General features: G+C 40.7%; 17 protein-coding genes. 8 read left to right on the top strand and 9 right to left on the bottom strand.

Going from position 1 to position 19857, the window contains the following annotated elements; genetic code table 11:
• Window positions 1-61 precede the first annotated feature (61 nt).
• The gene (locus AC1D0K_RS21395) at window positions 62-1228 is read right to left on the bottom strand and encodes an alpha-xenorhabdolysin family binary toxin subunit A (protein ID WP_477443114.1); all 1167 of its coding nucleotides are present in this window, start codon (window positions 1226-1228) and stop codon (window positions 62-64) included.
• A gap of 877 nt (window positions 1229-2105) precedes the next feature.
• Here AC1D0K_RS21395 and AC1D0K_RS21390 point away from each other — a divergent pair.
• From AC1D0K_RS21390 to rsmG, 3 genes are read left to right on the top strand one after another with little or no spacing between them, the layout of a single operon-like run.
• On the top strand, window positions 2106-3224 hold the full coding sequence (locus AC1D0K_RS21390; RefSeq protein ID WP_477399043.1) for a glycosyltransferase: 1119 nt from the start codon (window positions 2106-2108) through the stop codon (window positions 3222-3224).
• On the top strand, window positions 3215-3820 hold the full coding sequence (locus AC1D0K_RS21385; RefSeq protein ID WP_295713138.1) for an RNA polymerase sigma factor: 606 nt from the start codon (window positions 3215-3217) through the stop codon (window positions 3818-3820). Before AC1D0K_RS21390 ends, AC1D0K_RS21385 begins: the two co-directional genes overlap by 10 nt.
• Window positions 3810-4442 carry a 16S rRNA (guanine(527)-N(7))-methyltransferase RsmG gene (rsmG, locus tag AC1D0K_RS21380; RefSeq protein WP_295713136.1) on the top strand — a complete coding sequence of 211 codons (633 nt, stop codon included), beginning with the start codon at window positions 3810-3812 and terminating at the stop codon, window positions 4440-4442. Before AC1D0K_RS21385 ends, rsmG begins: the two co-directional genes overlap by 11 nt.
• Before the next feature lie 91 nt (window positions 4443-4533).
• Here rsmG and AC1D0K_RS21375 read toward each other — a convergent pair whose 3' ends face one another.
• The 7 genes from AC1D0K_RS21375 to AC1D0K_RS21345 form a co-directional block, all read right to left on the bottom strand.
• Window positions 4534-4779, bottom strand: a complete 246-nt coding sequence (locus AC1D0K_RS21375; RefSeq protein WP_295713134.1) for a hypothetical protein — start codon at window positions 4777-4779, stop codon at window positions 4534-4536.
• Between the two features lie 273 nt (window positions 4780-5052).
• The gene (locus AC1D0K_RS21370; protein ID WP_477443116.1) at window positions 5053-6651 is read right to left on the bottom strand and encodes a M56 family metallopeptidase; all 1599 of its coding nucleotides are present in this window, start codon (window positions 6649-6651) and stop codon (window positions 5053-5055) included.
• A gap of 46 nt (window positions 6652-6697) precedes the next feature.
• Window positions 6698-8776 (bottom strand): M56 family metallopeptidase, encoded by a 2079-nt coding sequence (locus AC1D0K_RS21365; protein ID WP_477399038.1) that lies wholly within the window; start codon window positions 8774-8776, stop codon window positions 6698-6700.
• Window positions 8773-9150, bottom strand: coding sequence for a BlaI/MecI/CopY family transcriptional regulator (locus AC1D0K_RS21360; protein ID WP_477399036.1), 378 nt, complete (start codon window positions 9148-9150; stop codon window positions 8773-8775). Before AC1D0K_RS21360 ends, AC1D0K_RS21365 begins: the two co-directional genes overlap by 4 nt.
• A 246-nt stretch (window positions 9151-9396) precedes the next feature.
• On the bottom strand, window positions 9397-10371 hold the full coding sequence (locus tag AC1D0K_RS21355) for an integrase core domain-containing protein (RefSeq protein ID WP_477463095.1): 975 nt from the start codon (window positions 10369-10371) through the stop codon (window positions 9397-9399).
• Window positions 10372-10565: 194 nt separating this feature from the next.
• Entirely contained in the window at window positions 10566-11528 is a 963-nt protein-coding gene (trhO, locus tag AC1D0K_RS21350; protein WP_477395432.1) for an oxygen-dependent tRNA uridine(34) hydroxylase TrhO, read from the bottom strand.
• A gap of 200 nt (window positions 11529-11728) precedes the next feature.
• Window positions 11729-14209 (bottom strand): DUF5686 family protein, encoded by a 2481-nt coding sequence (locus AC1D0K_RS21345; RefSeq protein ID WP_477395430.1) that lies wholly within the window; start codon window positions 14207-14209, stop codon window positions 11729-11731.
• A gap of 129 nt (window positions 14210-14338) precedes the next feature.
• On the opposite strand from AC1D0K_RS21345, the gene kbl reads away from it, so the two are divergent.
• The 4 genes from kbl to AC1D0K_RS21325 all read left to right on the top strand — a co-directional run bounded on the left by kbl (window position 14339) and on the right by AC1D0K_RS21325 (window position 17631).
• Window positions 14339-15529 carry a glycine C-acetyltransferase gene (gene kbl / locus AC1D0K_RS21340; protein ID WP_295718197.1) on the top strand — a complete coding sequence of 397 codons (1191 nt, stop codon included), beginning with the start codon at window positions 14339-14341 and terminating at the stop codon, window positions 15527-15529.
• A 72-nt stretch (window positions 15530-15601) separates the two neighbouring features.
• The gene (gene pheS / locus AC1D0K_RS21335) at window positions 15602-16636 is read left to right on the top strand and encodes a phenylalanine--tRNA ligase subunit alpha (RefSeq protein WP_477395428.1); all 1035 of its coding nucleotides are present in this window, start codon (window positions 15602-15604) and stop codon (window positions 16634-16636) included.
• A complete protein-coding gene (locus AC1D0K_RS21330) occupies window positions 16633-17046 on the top strand; it encodes a Rieske (2Fe-2S) protein (RefSeq protein ID WP_477395426.1) in 414 nt (137 codons plus the stop codon). Before pheS ends, AC1D0K_RS21330 begins: the two co-directional genes overlap by 4 nt.
• A gap of 3 nt (window positions 17047-17049) precedes the next feature.
• Window positions 17050-17631 carry a TetR/AcrR family transcriptional regulator gene (locus AC1D0K_RS21325; RefSeq protein WP_295718190.1) on the top strand — a complete coding sequence of 194 codons (582 nt, stop codon included), beginning with the start codon at window positions 17050-17052 and terminating at the stop codon, window positions 17629-17631.
• A 6-nt stretch (window positions 17632-17637) separates the two neighbouring features.
• Here AC1D0K_RS21325 and AC1D0K_RS21320 read toward each other — a convergent pair whose 3' ends face one another.
• Window positions 17638-17907, bottom strand: a complete 270-nt coding sequence (locus AC1D0K_RS21320; RefSeq protein WP_477395423.1) for a hypothetical protein — start codon at window positions 17905-17907, stop codon at window positions 17638-17640.
• A 288-nt stretch (window positions 17908-18195) separates the two neighbouring features.
• Between AC1D0K_RS21320 and creD the strand changes: the two genes are divergently transcribed.
• Entirely contained in the window at window positions 18196-19548 is a 1353-nt protein-coding gene (creD, locus tag AC1D0K_RS21315; protein ID WP_477395421.1) for a cell envelope integrity protein CreD, read from the top strand.
• The last annotated feature ends 309 nt before the right edge of the window (window positions 19549-19857 follow it).

Here is a 19857-nt window from a genome sequence, read left to right as displayed (position 1 = left end):
GTTAACGTTTACAGGTCGGATGTTTCACCCGGCCTGTATTTATGAGGCTTCTTGTTCTTTATTATGCTAACACACGCTCGGGTTGGTGTACACTCACCCTGTTTTTCCGGTCCAGCGCTATTTTAAGTTCATTTGTAGCTTGGATAGCCACTGTTGGGTTGGGTACAATAGTAATATAGGCGTTAATGCGATAATCATTAGCCTCATCAGCTACTTTTTGCCATAATACAATAGCCTCCTCAATTCCGAGGCCTGCAATAAATGATGGCATATCTGCAATTTCGCCATTAATAGTGGTCAGGATGCTGGAAAGGTCATCCTTCAGCGCATTCCACATACCTTGTATTTTCTGAATGGCGGGAAGGGCGCCATCTATTTTTTTGGTAATGCCGGTGATATCGGAATTAATGCGGGTCAAGTCAAGCACAAGTGTGGCGTCGGCGGCAATTTTAGCCTCAAGGTTGTTCACCAATTCGCCAAGCGCCTCTATTCTTGCTTTTGCCTCGGTTGCTTTTTTGCCATAAATTCCAGCCACAATGCCTGCGGCAACTGTGCCACATGGCCAAATCCAGGCGTAGCTTGCTGATGTGGCAGCTACAATAACGTCATGCTTATATTCGTCTTCCGCGTCAGAAAGATCAGCCTTATCCTGTGCCAGTTGGGCTTGCATCGTTTTAATTGTTCCGCTTGTTCCTGATATCTTGTCGCTATAAGTTTTAAACAATGTTCCAATAGCAGCTTCATTAACTGATGTATCTAAAGAAAATTTTTGCATCGCCGTTGCAACATTGGTAGCATGGGTTGAAAAAGCCTGCGCTTTGTTGATCATTACCTGCAACGTTTGTTTAAGCTGATTAATTGATACGGTATCTGCTGGGTTTGCCTCAATTTTTAACAGCAATGCCAAAATAGCCCGGTAAAATATCGGGACTGAAACATTGTAAGCAATCAAATCTGAAGCGCACTTCACGCTGTCGGGTTTGGTAACGGTGTCGAATTTATCGCAAATATCATATAGACTTTTGTACCCATTAACCAGAGGCTCAAATTGTTCAATTCCACCGGATGGTACGCCAGGCAGGGTTTTCTGCAATAGCGCCGTGGTAGTTGGCAATAACATGGCACCGGTAACAAATACCTGTATTGATAACCACTCATTGGATGATAGCGCGAAAGTTGTGCCTTTAGCCAGGTCGCGCGGAGTAAGATCGATTTTTGTGTTTGACATAAAATTGTAGGTTAAATTTGATTTTAAAATAGATATGGTTTATTGATTATATTAATTGTTGTGTCGAAAATGCTTACGAATACCTGCTGCTAAAAACAATACTCAACAGACCAGACAATGCCTGAGCCCTTTGAATGATTTGTTTATAACCCCGATATTGGGAGTGATTTCGTTACGCAAGTTCAAGTATTTGCTAAAAGGAAAGCAGGGTTAAAAAGGCTTTTGTTTGAGGGGCTTTTTAGCTGAGAAAACCTATATAACCAGGTGGGATTTCTGAATATTTCAGGGGTGTTTAAAAGGAGGATATCGGTGATGCATCTCAGAGGCTGTCTGAAAATAAATAAACCGACTGTTATACGAGGTAAGAAAACACAACCGACCGCGGGGGAACTCATTAATACCTATAAAATCAAAACACAACATTAATAATCCCAACTATGTAGATCGGATTTGCAATGCTTCTTTGCGAGGCTGGGACTGCTTCATGCTTACCTATGACGTGTTCGCAAAGAAACTTTTTGTCATCCTGAACGCAGTGAAGGATCTGTTATTCGGCATGCTTCTTCGACCTGTACAGTCTGCGAATAGATCCTTCGTTCCTCAGGATGACAAACCTTTTAAAACGTCATTTTTCTTTCAGTGCCCCCCGGATTCTATTGGCGTTTTGTATTTAAAAACAAGCTAAAATCTGTTGTGGTAGACGCTTAATTTTATTTTGGTTACAATCTATCTGAGTGAAGCGTTATCCACACAAATCCCCTTCATCCTAAAAGTGTGGAAAAATACCTTATGCTATGTCCTCTAAATCTTAAATTTACGCCAATTAAGGTCTTTAAATTCGTGTAATTTTAACAACTTTGCTGATTATTACTGTTCATTGGAAACTTATATACAAGACATACTCTTTCTGCTTTTTCAGCTTTGTTTTATTGTTCAGCTGTACTATCTGGTTAGCAACCACAGTCGCCTTGCCGGCTATCATCCCCTGGAGGAATTGCCCAAAGTGCTCATTCCTGTTTCTGTAGTAATTAGCGCGCGTAACGAAGCGCAAAATCTGCAGGAAAATCTCCCATCTATATTAGCGCAAAACTATCCCGATTTTGAAGTTGTGGTGATAAATGATTGCTCATATGATGCATCGAATGAGGTACTGGAAGATATGCAGCGCCAGTATCCACACCTTAAAGTGGTTACCATTACCGAGCATGACCGGTTTAAAACCGGGAAGAAATTTGCCCTTACGCTGGGGATAAAGGCATCAAAAAACGAATATTTAATATTCACTGACGCCGATTGTAAACCGGCTTCGGTAAACTGGATAACCCGTATGGCTGCTAATTTTAGCACCGGCGCGGAGATAGTTTTGGGATATTCGCCCTATTATAAAACCAGCAATTTTTTAAACAGGTTTACCCGTTTCGAAACCGTTAAAACCGGCATGAACTATTTGTCATGTGCTTTAAACGGCGATCCGTATATGGGTATCGGCCGTAACCTGGCTTATACAAAATCGTTGTTTTTTAGCGCTAAGGGTTTTGCATCGCACATGCATGTAATATCTGGTGACGATGACCTGTTTGTAAATCAACATGCCACCGCTGATAATACGATAATAGAAATTCATCCGGAAACCTTTACTTATACCAGTGCAAAAACTACGTTATCATCATGGTACAGGCAAAAGAAAAGGCATGCAGGTGTGGGTAAATTATACAAGAATAAGCACCGCCAAATGCTTAGCTTTGATGCCGTGAGCGGGTTTTTGTTTTACCTGTTGCTCGTACTTTGCCTGGTTTTAAAGTTTGAGCCCTTATTGGCATTGGGGTTGTTCATTTTTAGGTTGATTGTGCAGTTGATCATATATAGTAAGGTATTTAAAAAGTTAGATGGTAAAGATCTTATTTGGTATTTGCCATTTTTTGACATAGTATATTATATGTATTTAAATGTATTTGGCTTAGTTGGGGCCTTTTTTAAAACCACCCAATGGAAATAAACGCGAATTTTACCGAGAACGCTAAAAATGATTTTCACCTTGTGGTGAGGGCGCGTACAGGCGACCAAAAAGCGTATGCCGATTTGATGCACCGTTATAAAGATTCTATCTATTTTATGGTGTTAAAAATGGTGAATAACAAAGAAGACGCCATGGACCTAACCGTTGAAACCTTTGCCAAAGCATTTGAAAAACTGGAGAAATACCAGCCGGATTATGCGTTTAGCACCTGGCTTTTTAGGGTAGCCACTAATAATTGCATAGATTTTATCCGAAAGAAAAAGCTTAATACACAATCTATCCACGGGATGACAGACGAGGATGGCGACGAAAAACCGCTGCAAATAAAGGCAGATGTATTAAATCCGGAAGAAACATCTATCAAAAAACAACAAACCCAGGAACTTAAATTACTCATAGAAAGCTTGCCACCACGTTACCGTAACTTAATCACTTTACGTTATTTTGACGAATTATCCTACGAGGAAATAGCCCAGCAGCTTGATTTACCATTAGGTACCGTTAAGGCACAATTATTTAGGGCGAGGTATTTATTGGGCAACATCATAAACCGTTTTAACAGGGATGACATCTGATATCGTTTTTAAATATTTTCCAGATCTGACAGATCAGCAACGTTCCCAGGTGGAGCAGCTGCCAGAATTATATAATTTATGGAACAGCCAGATCAACGTAATATCACGTAAAGATATTGATCTGTTATATGAGCGCCATGTATTACACTCCCTGGGTATAGCCAAAATAATGTCTTTTTTACCTGGCGAAACTGTGCTTGATGTAGGTACAGGAGGTGGGTTTCCGGGCATTCCACTGGCTATATTATTCCCAAAAACACAGTTTCATTTGGTTGATTCTATTGGTAAAAAGATAAAAGTAGTGCAGGAAGTTGCCAAAGCTTTAGGCTTAACCAATGTAGAAGCAACGCATGCCCGTGCAGAGCAGATTGACGAAAAGTTTGATTTTGTGGTATCGCGTGCTGTAACCCAGTTGAAAGATTTTTATCCATGGGTACGTACCAAATTCAAAAAGCAATCTGGCAATACGTTACCCAATGGTATCCTATACCTTAAGGGGGGCGACCTTGACCAAGAGATCAAAGAATCGGGCCTAAAAGTGCAACAATATCACCTGACAGATCATTTCAGTGAAGAGTTTTTTGAAACCAAGCAGGTGATATATGTAAAAGCTGTGGTTTAATATCACTGATTTGAATTGATTTTGTCCGGTTTTCCCCTTTTTACATTCTGCAAGACTAACCGTTCATCATCCATAAAACAGCTTATTGCTGTTATATAGCATGGTGATCATGGCTTTGGTTATTTGTACGCGATGCCGCATAAAACACCAAACCGATAGCAAATAAGGCACCTCCCCAAAAAACCGGTAGCTTAAATGTCCAGCTGCCTTTAGGGCCTGTTACAATTGTGCTACTGCCAGAGCTATCTACAGCATTAACAGTTTTTTTGTAAAAGAAGTTACTTGTAATAAAAAGAGCAATACCCACAATAATTAAGGTAATTCCAAACTTTTTCATGATAATTGATTTAAATGAGACACCCAATTGGTATTATGGCGCTGTATATCAATTGAGTAATTGGTTTATAACAAATTTAACAAACAATATGTTCATATGTTAGTGTATGGGGCATTATTTTTTGTGGACGATTGGAGGCGTTAAAAAGAGAAGGGTTTTACACAGAAAAATGCCGAAGCGTTTTTTAATCCGTTCAGCAATTTGCCTCATTGGGTGGAGGTTTTTTTATCCGATGTACCTTTTACAATATATATAATAGCGCAGGTACGTGTTTTACTTTAAAGGCGTTGTTGGAGAAATTGGTTTTACATCAGCAGGAGCAATAGCCGGCGCGGGACTTACCTGAGCTTTAGGCTCTCCGATAATAAAAACATCAACTGCTTTTACGGGTGCCGCTTTCAAATTTAGCTTTTTAAGCTGTTTTGCCGAAACCGGACGTGCGGGCACTGGCATTGCAACAAGGTCTTTTGAGCCAATAGGCTGAGCGGGTGGTGGTGTCGGCGGCATTTTGTTAATGTCCTCTGCACCAATTGGTGACGCAGGCGGCGGTGGCGGTGGCGTTTTGTCGATGTCCTCTGAGCCAACGGGAGGTGCAGGCGGTGGAGGTGGCATTCTATGAAGCTTTTTGGCTCCCTTTTTTGGTGCGGCTGGTGGAGGAGGAGGCACTTTATCTATATAGGTTTGCAATCCAGGGCCTTTTGGTGGTGGTGGTGGAAGTTTAGGGAATATCAACATTTTAGGGAACGAATAACCATATTTTTCTTTTAGCATAGCTATTTCCCCGGGTTTTGCTTTGCTTTTATAGTACTCTTTTTGCTCGCCGTTCTTCTCGGTAATAATCACTCTGAAATCGCTTTTCTTATTAATAAGGTAGCCGGTTTCTTCATATTTATAACCTTTCGCGGTTATTGCTTTTGCTTTGATCTGTGTTTTGGCCGAGGTGTCAGCGGCAAGATTTGCCGATTTGCTATTGGCAGTGGGCGCTAATTTGTGCTTTGGCGCAAGGTCAACCCAGCCATAATTTTTACTGAAAGCTAATGTGGATGCGCAAAGCATCCCCGCACAAATGGGTACGGCCACCAGGTATTTTAGCCTTGCTAAATTTCCCGAACGTTTTTGGTTTAACATAATGATCCTCTTTTTTAACAAATTATAATTGAAAAATGAATGTGTAATGGATGAGCCGTTAAGGCCATATGCATTATTAACAAGGAAGGCAGAGTAGGCGAGGGTGTCGTTTTCAAGGGCTGCAGTTTGCTCATCGGCTATGTATTCATGCACGGTTTTGAGGCTTATCTGCATCAAGTAAATAATGGGATTAAACCAGTTGACGATCCTGATTAGTTCCAAAAAAAGAATGTCAACTGAGTGTTTTTGCCGGATATGTACTAGCTCGTGCCTGATGATGGTGTCATTACCCGCTGTATTTTTACCTATAAAGAGGTAATTGAAAAATGAAAATGCGGTGTTTGAACCATCAATATTTATCAGTTTATACTTATTACCCACAAGTGTTTTACTACTACCAGTCATTTTTATGAGCCTGGATAGTTTTATAAGCAGAACTATAACCAAAACAATAACTCCCGCCAGGTAAGCATACATTAATACGTCATTAACTGTTGTTGTATCCGTAGTTACTTGTGTTACAATGTTTTCAGGGGTAATGATCACAATTGACCCGCCGGGTTGCTCAACTGGTTTTAAGACACCGACCTGGATAACAGGTAAAGCAAACGATAGTAAACAGCTCAACAACAGGTAGGCCCGGTTAAGTGTATAATAAGTTTCCTTATTTAAAAAAAGGCAATATCCGGCATAAAATACAGCGAGGTATATGTTTGCTTCGAGGAGGTAATGCAGCCAGTTCATTGGTTTTTGATTTAATGGGTGGGCATTTTAAAAATCGGGCTATGTTTTAATCTTTTATGTAACTAACTATCACAACTTCATCCAAACTAAGCGATGTTGAAAATCCGGTAGATTGTTTGATAGGTTTATCGGCTGTTGATTTTTGGTTATCATTAGTTTGATTTTCAGGAAGATGGACAACCTGATTGTTTTTAGAATCAATTAGCTGAAATGATACCGGCATTGAATAATGGCCTGCTGCTAAATCAAGGCTGCCATCATAGGCCTTAAGTACACGTAAAAGTTCGCCGTCTATAACAGGTTCAACGCCACGTACAATTTTAGGATCGATAATTTTACCATCAATTATATCAAGGGTTGCAATTACCCTGCCGCCGATAAGGTTTTTGCGGTCAATTGCAGGGTATCTTACAGATTTAGCTATGTATTTATAAAAAGCGGTAAAATCTGGCAGGGTTGGTTTTTGAACGGCAGTCTGAATGTTAAGGGCAGGAGCCGGTGGCGGAGGGGGCGGAAGTTGAGCAATTGGGTTTGGAACAGCAGGCGGCGCTATTGCGTTGGCTGCTTTCAGATCTTTTGCGCCTTTGGCCATCGGCGGGTATTTACCTGCGCGATAGATCAGCATACTTAAATCATAAGATGGATCATTTATGATGGCAGCTTCCTGAGTTTTAATAAACTTATAATAATCGGTACAAAAATAAACGAGTATTTTATGCTGGCCTGCAGAGGCATTAACTGTACCATTAAAGGACTGAATTGATTTTAAAACTGCTTTATTAAATTCATCTCCGCCGTTGTTAATTATCCTGGCATCAGATATTTTGTGGTCGTTTTTTACTTTAATGCTAAGGCCTACCACACCATATTTATTGTTTTTTAAAGCCTCTGCAGGATAATTGACAGTATTATTTAAATGATTAAATAACCCAACATAATCGTCTTTAACAACAATAGGTGGCGGCGGAATATCCATTGGGATTTTTTTAACCTTTAATCCTGCCGGAAATTTATAACCGTAAACATCATACAGCATCGACTCACCGGATACATTGCATTTGCTGGCGTCAGCTATAAGTTTTTTGCCTTTCTTATCGGTAATGGTGGCAATAAATCCCAGGTGGCCGTTAGCTGTGAAACTTTTTTCATCAATTATGTAACCCTTTGCGTTAACATAAGGCTTAGAAACATGTTGCACTATCGTATCTGTAAGCACTCTTTTTGGCGCCAGGTCAACCAATACATAGTTTTTACTGAATGCTAATGTTGATGCGCAAAGCATCCCCGCGCAAATGGGTAAGGCTACCAGGTATTTTAGTCTTGCTAAGTTTCCCGAACGTTTTTGGTTTAACATAATGATTCTCTTTTTTAACAGGTTATAATTGAAAAATGAATGCGTAATAGATGAGCCGTTAAGGCCATAAGCATTATTAACAAGGAAAGCAGAGTAGGCGAGGGTGTCGTTTTCAAGCGCTGCAGTTTGCTCATCGGCTATGTATTCATGCACGGTTTTGAGGCTTATCTGCATCAGATAAATAATAGGATTAAACCAGTTGATGATCCTGATCAGTTCCAAAAAAAGGATATCAATGGAGTGTTTTTGCCTGATATGCACCAGCTCATGCCTGATGATGGTATCATTACCCGCGGTATTTTTGCCAATAAAAAGGTAATTGAAAAACGAAAATGCGGTGTTTGAACTATCGATATCAATCAATTTATACTTGTTCCCAATAATAGTTTTGGCACCGGTGGTCATTTTGATTAGCCTATATATCTTGATGATTAATATTAAAGTGAGTATCGCAATACCAATAAGGTAACCATACCAAATAGCATCCTGAAAGTTAAAAAGGCTTAGCTCCGGCTGATAATTTACTGGCCCCGGAGCATTAGTGGTATGCACATTTTGCATCACCGTAGTATATGTTTGGGTAGCCGGTTCTTCGGTTGATTTTAAGGAGCCAATCTGGAAAACAGGTAAAATAAACGATATGATACAGCTTAGCAGCAGGTAAATCCGGTTAAGCGTATAGTAAGTCTCCTTAATTAAAAACAGGCAATACCCGGCATAGAATACCGCAAGGTAGATGTTTGCTTCGACGAGGTAGTGCAGCCAGTTCATTGATTTTTGTTTTTAAGGTTATCAATCAGGGAGGTTAATTCATCCAATTCTTTTACGCCAAGCTTCTTCTCGTCAACAATAAATGATACCAGGCTTTGGTAAGAGTTGCTGAAATAGTTTTTCATCATTTTATCAAAAGTGAATTTTTTGTATTGATCATCACTAATGAGGGGGAAGTATACATGTGAATTGCCATAGGCCTTATGATCAATGAAGCCCTTACCCTCCAGTACCCGTACCACGGTTGATACCGTATTGTAGGCGGGTTTAGGATCGGGCATTTGTTCAATAATATCTTTTACAATAGCTTCTTTTAACTGCCAGAGTATCTGCATTATCTGTTCTTCGGCTTTGGTGAGTTCTTTAAGATTCATAGCAAACTATTTTTATAGTTACATAAAGGTAGAACTATTTTTATAGTTTGCAAACTATTTTTGTAGTTTTTTATTCAGATGTGGGAGGATGTGCAATGAGGCGAGGTTTTTGTGGTTGAATTTGAAAATGTAATCTCAGAGGCTGTCTAAAAATGATTTATTAAATGTTTTAGGCTTCTAATGAAGTACATAGCCACGCGTCATTGCTGTAAGGGTTTAGTAATTCGGTAACAGAATCAGGTATTTTTATTTGTTGTTTAGGGTGACCATATCGATAGGTTTTTTACCATTGATGCCCTGATGTGGCCGTTCCCAGTTATAATAAACAAGATATTTCAGGAGTTCATCTTCCAGCTCTTCAAAGCTGTCGAAATCGGTATCTTCAATAAGGTCTTCTTTAAGGGTCCTCCAAAAGCGTTCCACCTTGCCGTTGGTTTGCGGCCGATAAGGCTGCATATACCGCCGTTTGATGCCTGTTTCCATTAACATTCGCTCAAAAGGATGGTTCCGCTTTTGCAAACTTGTTGAAGTACCAAACTCCGGGCCGTTATCGGCAATGATCTCCTCGAACTGGATGCCGAACTCCCGTTTGAGCGCCTGCATGCAATGCATGGCAGTGAACATGGTAGTCAGCGCGGTGATGTCTTCCATCACCTGTGCCCAGGCCAGGCGGGAATAATCATCCAGCACGCAAAGCAGATATAACCTCCTATTTTGCCCTCTGATCACACTTTTACTCAGGTGATGACAGTCGATATGTCCTAACTGGCCCATGCGTTCTTTGATGATCTTTCGCTTTATTTCCTTATCCGCCGCATGTAAACGGTTCTTTTGATACCGCTTTAGAATATTGTACACACCAGACGGCGATGGGTTAAAGTTATTTGATTTTTGTTTAAGCTGATAAGCTATTTCAAACTTATTGCAACCTCCCATACGCAGATCAAGCACTTTTTGCTCATCATCCGGGTCAGGTCGCYTGGTAGAATACCTTGGCCCACGCTTAGCGGGCAACAGATCCAGTTCATTACCTGACTGCTTAAAACGGTTATAATACTTTAAAAAACTTCTCGGATCGGTATCATGAGCTGAATAGAAATCTTTGGCAAACCTAAAAACAGTATGTTCACCACGCTTTACCTGTTCATATTCACCGATTAAAAAACGGTATTTGCTCAGGTAATTTCGCTTTAAGGTAAGATCGTTGTTTATGTTCCGCATAACTTTTAGCTTTATTAGTTAAAGCTAATTCTGTTACCGAATTATCTGACCTTTACAATTGCGAGGTACGAAGCAATCTCTACACAGGCAGGTCGGACTTGCATGGTCGCTCTGTATAGCAAAGAGATTGCTTCGTGCCTCGCAATGAAGGCGTTGTTTGTTGTTGTGGGTATTTAAAGTCAGTAATCTTCTAATTATATAGAAACTTCTTCTGCGTTTTTTCTTTTTGCCGTATTTACAGGTTGCGGAACTTTTACATAATAACCGGTACCATCATAAACCCTTTTGCGGGGATGACTTTGGCAGGCATCGCTGCAGCAGCCTTCCATTTGGGTGCCGCACTCATCGCACTGTGTAAAATGCTCATTGCACTCGGGGTTGGCGCAATTGATCATTTTAGGTGTGGTTTTGCCGCAATTACGGCAGGTGGAGATCACCACCGGATTTACGCTATTTACATCTACAGAAAGGCGGTTATCAAACACATAGCATTTACCTTCAAAATCTTCGCCGCCTGCTTCTTTACCATATTTAATGATACCGCCGTGCAGCTGGTATACTTCGGGGAAACCTTCGTGCAATAACAGGGCCGATGCTTTTTCGCATTTAATGCCGCCGGTGCAGTAGGTTAATATCTTTTTATCCTTGTATTTAGCCAACTCGTTGATCATCGCCGGGAAATCCCTGAAATTTTCAATGTCGAGCGTTATCGCGTTTTTAAACTTGCCTAAAGAGTGCTCATAGTTTGAGCGTACGTCCAAAACAACCACATCGTCGCGGTCTTTCATGGCCATAAATTCTTTTGGTTCCAGGTGCTTGCCGGTTTGTTGCTGCGGATTTATCACACCTGGGTCGCGCAGACCTGAGTACACGATCTCGGCTTTGTAACGCACATGCATTTTTACAAATGAGGGTTCTGCAACTTCATCGATTTTAAAGTCGATACCAGCAAAACGTTCGTCGGCATGTATGGTATCCATATAGGTTTTACAAGCTTCGGCAGTACCGGATACGGTACCGTTAAGGCCCTCGGTAGCTACAATGATGCGACCGGTTAGCCCTAAACCTTTACAAAATTTTAAATGATCGGCAGCAAATTGCTCCGCATCGGCTATTGTTGAATAACAATAGTATAGTAGTGTATTATATATTGCCATAAACCATTGATACTGCTGTAAACAGTGTTAAATGAGGTGCAAAGATAAGGATTTTGGTGAATAGTTGATTAAGTGAGTGGTTGATTAAGTTGGATAGTGAAAAGCATTTTGGTGAATAGTTGATTGAGTTGAGTGGTTGATTAAGTTGGATAGTGGCGAGCAACTACTCACCCAATCAACTCAATCAACCACTCACCACCTTACCTTATACCGTAAAAGATCCTGAATCCCTGCAGGTATTTTTTATTGCCCGCGTAAGATACACCATAATCAACCCTGAAAATAAGGCGTTGTACGCCCACATAAAATTCGCGGTAATTGGGGTTGTTTTTAGTGGTTAGGTAATTAGCCCCGATCACCTCTTCCAGCTTGGCCTTCCTAAGGAGGGGAATCTTGTTAAATATTGATCCGGCAAAATTGTGCTGAAAATGGGCTTCGAGGAATGCGCCGTTTGTACTATATGTATAAAATGGTAAAAAGTGAAAACTGCCCACATAGGTAGGGTCAAAGGTGGTACCCTGATTACCTAAAAAGTGATTATAATCCATATAATACAGGGTTTTATCATTAAAGAAATCCCCCGCTGTTAATTTGAATGATGAAAAACCGGTTAGCCCCACTCTGATGTTATATTGAGAAACATCCACAGATGTAAAATCATAATTCACATCTGAACCCAATACTCCTTTAATTCCTTTTCGATAATTTAAGGTTAAGGTTGGGTATTTTGATGGCAGGTTTACCTTACCGGTTGGCCGGGTAACATATTGCTGATCGAACGTAAATGCTGCCGCGGTGGTAAAGGTTAATGCCTGGTTGTCAGGAAATAAAAAGGAATGGTCATCTGCTGGTGCTCCCGGCGGGGCTAGCGGATTGTTTGAGGTATAATCCCTGTTTTTAACATCTTTTATGTGCGCGTAAGAGGTATTGTAAAGCTGGCTCCGGCTGGCATAGGTAAAATTTCCGCTCAGTAATACGCCGTTGGTCACCTCTCGCTGGTACCCAAATTGACCGTAGCGGGTGCGGTAATATTTAACATAGTTATTTTCGCTTAAAAGAGTACTTAGGGTGTTGAAATATAGCGATCTGGTACCTACGTTATTTAAATCAAGTATATCGCTGCCAAAGCCCATAAAAAACTTAGCATTATGGAAGGGATCATTTTTATATTCGGAGTAAATATTGGCGCTTAGCATTTTATTTACAAATCCGTAACGTAAGTTGGGCGTTATACTTAGCGAGTGGAAATCATCGAGCTTCCGGGTGTATCTTACCTTGGCGTTGATGCCAAAACCCTCAACAGTGTTGTAATAAAAGGTTTGTAAAAAAGGGTAAACGTAAAGCGAATCCTTTTCACTACGGTCACTGGCGTAGTAACCAAATATTAAATATCCCGGATAGTTGATGTGGTTTTTGGTATGCTGAATAGAATCCAGGTAACGGTCTGTTAATTTATAAGCTGCAATGCTATCTTTCTTTTGGTAATCGCGGGTTTCCCTTGCGGTTAAGGGAACGGGGCGAACGGGTGCCCAGTAATCTTCTTTTTTTGAATTTGCGGCAGTATCAATCTTTAAAACCTCGCCGGTAAAAAAGTGCTCCGGGAAGGGGGGATTAATTTTGTAGTTGTTATAAATAATATCGTAATACCCGCCAAATTTAAAACCAAGCACAGCGCCCTTAAAGTTATATTGTACTGCCGATGGCATCCATACGCTATCGGTTATAGCCACATATTGCTGGGTGATGTGTAAAGTATCAATCAGGTTGAGGCTGTTTATGCCATTAGCCAGGTACAAGTCGGCGCTGTAAAGTCGCCAGTCGCCATCTACAATATAAATATCTCCCTGAAAATACTGTCCGTGACTGCGGCGAGGTATCACCTGTATCTTATCTATAATGCGACCGTTTTCATTTGATACCCCCAATAGTTTGTACCTGTAAAATGTTAAAGCATTTGATGCCAGGGGTGATACAAAGCCACGGGTGCTTAAACCATTTATGGTAAATACGTTGTTATAAAAATTCACCTGCAGATCAGATGCCTTGTTATAGCTGAATGCAGTATTTATACCTGCTGTTCTGTTAGCAATAGTAACTTCTTTTGTTTTATGGGGCCGTTGAAAATTATAATCAGATAATGATTCCTGCTGATAAAGAATCCCTCGGCCCATTGAATCAAGGTCAAGCGTACGAATAACCTCTTTTGATAACAGCGATTTTGGGGCACTTAGTAGTTTTTGCACCCCTTTAACGTAAACGGCGCAGGAATAGGAGGTGGCTTCATCCAGGTAATATTTCCTTTTTTTTATCACCTGTTTCATGATGGTATCAGCAGCATCGCGATTTTTGCGATAAATGGCAGCTACTCTTTCTGTCCCAAATATCTCGTCATCCATCTGCACATTCAGCGTTTCATCATGATCTGTTATGGTTACTTTAACCTCTCTTTCGTTAAAGCCAACAAAACGATAGGTAAGGTTATAATTACCGGGCGAAAGCTTGAACTGGTACAATCCATTTTCGTTGGCTGTGGTGCCGTATGTTGAGTTGCGGATATATACCGAAGTAAAGGGAATTACATTGTTTTTTTGATCGGTTATCCGGCCGGATAGCAGGTATTGCTGCCCAAAGGCATTGAGTGTGCATAAAATAGTGACAATCAGGAGTAAGTTTCTTTTCATAGTCTTTAACATTAATACTTTTTCCCTGTAAAATGTTTTATTTAAACATCTATTAAATATTTAGGACCTATTTAAGCATTCCAAATGCCTATGAATGTTTAATTTTGCCACCTTTAAATACCATATACTATGTATAATACACTAAAGCCGGTTTTACAGCAAGAACTTGAAGCCATTGAAAATGCGGGATTATATAAAAAAGAACGCATTATTATATCACCACAGGGTGCAGATATTACTGTACAGGGAGGCAATGAGGTAATTAACTTTTGCGCTAATAATTACCTTGGCTTATCTGCCAACCCTAAAGTGATACAGGCAGCTAAGGATGCAATGGATACACATGGTTATGGTTTATCATCTGTACGTTTCATCTGCGGAACACAGGATATACATAAGGAACTTGAAAAAAAGATTGCCGAATTTTTAGGCACCGAAGATACTATACTTTACGCCGCGGCTTTTGATGCCAATGGCGGTGTGTTTGAACCTCTGTTTAATGAGCAGGATGCCATCATATCTGATGAGTTAAACCATGCTTCTATTATAGATGGCGTTCGCCTTTGCAAGGCCCAGCGCCAGCGCTACAAACACGATGATATGGCCGATTTGGAAGAAAAGTTGAAGGCAACCGAAAGCTGCCGTCACCGTATCATTGTTACTGATGGCGCATTCAGCATGGATGGCACCATAGCACAGCTTGATAAAATTTGCGCTTTGGCAGAGCAATACAATGCCTTGGTAATGATTGACGAAAGCCATTGCAGCGGCTTTATGGGCAAAACCGGAAGAGGTACCCATGAGCATCATAACGTGATGGGTAAAATTGATATTATTACCGGCACATTAGGTAAAGCTTTGGGTGGTGCATCGGGCGGGTTTACATCTGGCCGCAAAGAAATTATTGATATGCTGCGCCAGCGTTCGCGCCCGTACCTGTTCTCTAATACGCTTGCGCCGTCTATTACCGGTGCTTCTATAGCTGTGTTGGATATGCTGAGCGAGACTACCGAACTGCGCGATAAACTGGAAACCAACACCCAATACTTTCGCCAAAAAATGACCGAAGCTGGGTTTGATATAAAACCGGGCGTACATCCCATTGTACCAGTTATGCTTTATGAGGCAAAACTGGCCCAGGAGTTTGCAGCTAAAATGTTGGAGGAAGGTATTTATGTAATCGGCTTTTACTACCCGGTAGTTCCGCAGGGTAAGGCCCGTATCCGTGTGCAGATCTCTGCCGCGCATGATATGCATCATTTAGATAAAGCCATTGCTGCGTTTACCAAAGTGGGTAAGGAATTAGGAGTGATTAAATAATTTTATATTTGTATCTTATTGTAAGCATGATTTATTCATGCTTACCTGTTTTAATAATAGTTAAGGGAAATAATGCAAGCTCAAATAGACCAATATACTGCCGAGATCAATGCCTTTTCGCCGGCTAATGCTGATGAACTGGAAGCGTTCCGTATTAAATTTTTAGGTACCAAGGGAATTATCAAAGACCTGTTTGAGCAGTTCAAAAGCGTAGGCGCCGAAGAAAAACGGATTTTTGGTAAGGTACTTAACCAGTTTAAACAAACGGCAGAGGCTAAATATGCTGAGTTGAAGGATGGGCTTGATGCCGGCCCGCAGGCTAAGGATCTGGATATTGATTTAACTTTACCAGGGAATGGCTTTACTGTTGGCTCGCGCCACCCGCTATCTTTGGTACGTACCGAGATCATAGATATATTTAAACGCCTGGGGTTTGTGGTTGCAGAAGGACCGGAGATTGAAGACGACTGGCATAACTTTTCGGCGTTGAACTTTCCTGAAGAACACCCAGCCCGCGATATGCAGGATACCTTTTTCATTAAAAAGAACCATGGTAAGGATGATATTGCTTTACGTACCCACACATCATCGGTACAGGTAAGGATGATGGAGCAGGGCAAACCGCCGTTCAGGGCTATTATGCCTGGTCGCGTTTACCGTAACGAGGCCATATCTGCACGTGCACATTGCTTTTTTCACCAGGTTGAAGGTTTATATGTTGATGAAAATGTATCCTTTGCCGATTTGAAACAAACGCTTTACCACTTTGTGCAGGAACTTTATGGGGAAGGCACCCGGGTACGTTTCCGCCCTTCGTACTTCCCGTTCACCGAGCCATCTGCCGAGATGGACATTTCCTGTACCATTTGTGGGGGCTCTGGCTGTAACATGTGTAAATACAGCGGCTGGGTTGAAATATTGGGCTGCGGTATGGTTGATCCTAATGTTTTGGAAAACTGCGGTATTGATAGTAAGAAATTTACTGGTTTTGCGTTTGGTATGGGTATGGAACGCATAGCCAATTTAAAATACGTTATTCGTGATCTTCGCTTGTTTTCAGAGAACGATGTGCGTTTCCTGAAGCAGTTTACTACAGAGATGCTATGAGGAAAGCTATAATTTTAATTGTAGTTTGCATTAGTTTATTTTCTTGTGGAAAAGGAGGGAGTCCTGTTCCAAGTGTTCCTGTCAATTATAGTGGGGAAATATTTTCGCCTCCATTAAATAAGCTTAGTAATGGTGGCCCCCCCGTTTTTATTAATGGCTACGGTGTTGCCGGTATCATCATTTATAAAACGTTCCAGGGAAATTATGTAGCTTATGACAGGTGCAGCAGTTATCAACCCGAAAAAAAATGCGCTGTAAACCTTGATGATTCAGGTGTTACACTTGTCGATCCATGCAGTGGTTCGAAATTTTCCTTAGAGGATGGCACCCCTGTTAAGGCACCTGCAACCAAAGGGCTTAGGGTTTACCAGGTGATAACACATCAATATACACTTCAAGTAGTTAATTAATACATGGAAGCCGATAAAATAAAAGACAGTATAAAGCGGGCGGCGCAGGACCTATTCCGCAAATTCGGTTACCATAAAACCAGCGTTAACGAGATTGCCAAAAAAGCAAAAATAGCAAAGGCCACTATCTATAAATACTTTGATAGTAAAGAGGCTGTACTGCACATTTTGCTAATGGATTATATTAAAGCCAGTGTTGATGATTTGGTTCAAAGCAATACACCCGATATGGATGAAGAGGCTCACCTTAACAACCTGATCATGAAAACCTGCAGGCTGTCGTACACCGTGTGTAATGAGTTTATCGGGTGGGATTTCATCCGCGAATCAACCAACTCACAGGATTTTTTAAAGAACCTATCCAACGAGCTGGAAGAAATGCTGATGGCTTCATTCATTCAGCTGCCCGGTATCCGTAAGCACGAAACCTATCACCAGCGTTTGCGTTTTTTAATTAAATGCAGCAAAAGTATTGTGTTCAGCTTCGCGTTTACTTCGGTAAGTGATTCAGATGTGCGTAAGAACTTTGTTTCTTTTCAAAAAGAGATCTTGCCGTATCTGGTGAAGGCGGCTATCGCGGTTTAAGGCTTTTCATTCTATCTTAAAGCTTATTGTGCCGCTTTCCTCTACATCCCAAATGGATGATGCTTCTATATTAATTGAATTTAAATTCAAAAAGGTATCCGCCTGCTCCAGGTAATCGCCTTCGATATCGCCAAGCCGGGGAACGCCAATTACAGTGTTATCAATGTTGACTCTCCTTATTCTGTCTGTAAGCAAGGCTAAGGTTTTTTGTGAATAGCTGGTGACTACATCGCTGGCTATCTCGCCATTTTTGTCAAATAAAAAGTAATCAGTCATTAAAATCGAAAAAAACTGATTGTCGCGTCTATCATAATAAAATATCTCCGAAAATCGCGTCGGTGATTGTTGGAGGCCCGCTATTAACCAATTATATATTTGTTCCTGTGTGGTCATTTATAAAGATAGAGAACATTACGGGTGATATTTGAATCATTAATTTTATTTCTTTATTAACTGTGAAATGCAAAGTTCTTTTATTTAATTTGTATCTCAGAAGTCAGGCCATCGATGGCCATTATTTTTATATCTATACTTTGAAATGCAAAGTACTTTACGCTGAATAAAATGATAGAAGAACAACCACAACCACGCACAATAATGGATTGGCTCAAGGAGTCGGTAACCGTTAAATTACTTTTTATTGGGGTATTAATAATTGTATTGCTCATCCCATCATCGCTGATTAATGACCTGATCAACGAACGGGCAGGACGCCAGAATGAAATGATCAAAGATGTATCAGATAAATGGTCGGGCGAACAGTTGGTGACGGGGCCGGTGCTGGTTATTCCTTATAAAAAACATGTGCAAAAAATTGACACCGCAAATAAGGTAACTACCCGCGATGTCATCGAAAACCTGTACGTGCTGCCCAATAATTTGAATATTAAAGCAAGCCTTAATACGCAAATATTGCACCGCGGAATTTTTGATGTCGCAGTTTATAATTCGTTAGTTAAAGTATCAGGTAATTTTTCTAAAGCCGATTTGGGTAGCCTTTCTTTAACTGCCGACCAGCTTTTGTTGGATAAGGCGCAACTTGTGTTCAGTATTTCCGATTTAAAGGGGCTGAAAAACAATCCGGTTGTTAAAGCAGGTGGACAAACTTTAACTGCCGAACCCGTATTTGGCAATACCTTATTAATGGGCGATGGTTTGCAGGCTGCCATAGACCTATCTGTAATAAAGGATGGTGAATTTACTTTTGATTATAACCTGGATATGAAAGGCAGCCAGGAGTTGAGTTTTTTGCATTTGGGTAAAACTACCGATGTACAGGCCAGCGGCACGTGGACGAGCCCCAGTTTCGATGGTCGTTCCCTGCCCGATGAGCGCAAGGTCGACGCAAATGGTTTTAGGGCGAGCTGGAAAATGCTATACTATAATAGGCCGTTTCCACAACAATGGGTAGATGATAATAGATTGCTAAGTAACGCGAAGAAACTAACTGATGCCAGCTTTGGAATTAAACTGCGCTTACCAGTAGATCAGTACCAGAAAACTACCCGTACAAGTAAATACGCCATATTAATTATACTGCTCACCTTTATATCCCTGTTTTTAACTGAAGTGATCAGGAAGCAAAGTGTTCATATATTCAATTATGTACTTATTGCTGCCGCTATGATCATTTATTATTTACTGCTATTGTCGTTCTCCGAGCAGATAGGTTATAACTGGGCTTACCTGGTGGCGTCGGTTTCAACCATCGTATTGACGGCAACATTCATCGCTTCAATTTTAAAAAATAAAATGGCGGCAATACTGTTTGCATTTATCCTTGCCGTGCTTTACACATTCATCTTCGTGATTATCCAGTTGGAAGATTTAGCGCTTATGGTGGGTAGTATCGCCTTGTTTATTATTGTAGGCATACTGATGTTTTTTTCGCGGAAGATTAATTGGGATAGGCATTGAAGTTTAAGATAAGCATAGCTCTAAGTATATATGTTACGGGCTATTGGGAAAAAAAATATCTAATAAAATACCATATACCGTTTTGGTATATGGTATTTTATTAGATATTTTTGCATAGTAAACTTAAAAGCCATGAGCCCGGAACTAACAGATTTTTCTAACCAGATAGACGAGCAGTTCGAGATTGAGGATGTATCAACAATTGGTATGATAAGCTTCCTGTTGAGCTTGTTGGCTTAACAGGATTAGCATGCCGCCTTTTGTATGTTAACACCTTGATTCTTGTATCGTACTTCATGATTATGCTTT

The sequence above is a fragment of the Mucilaginibacter sp. P1_A3 genome (genome assembly GCF_056406855.1).
Note: the sequence above shows the minus strand (reverse complement) of the source record. Positions and strands in the feature narration are given on the sequence as shown.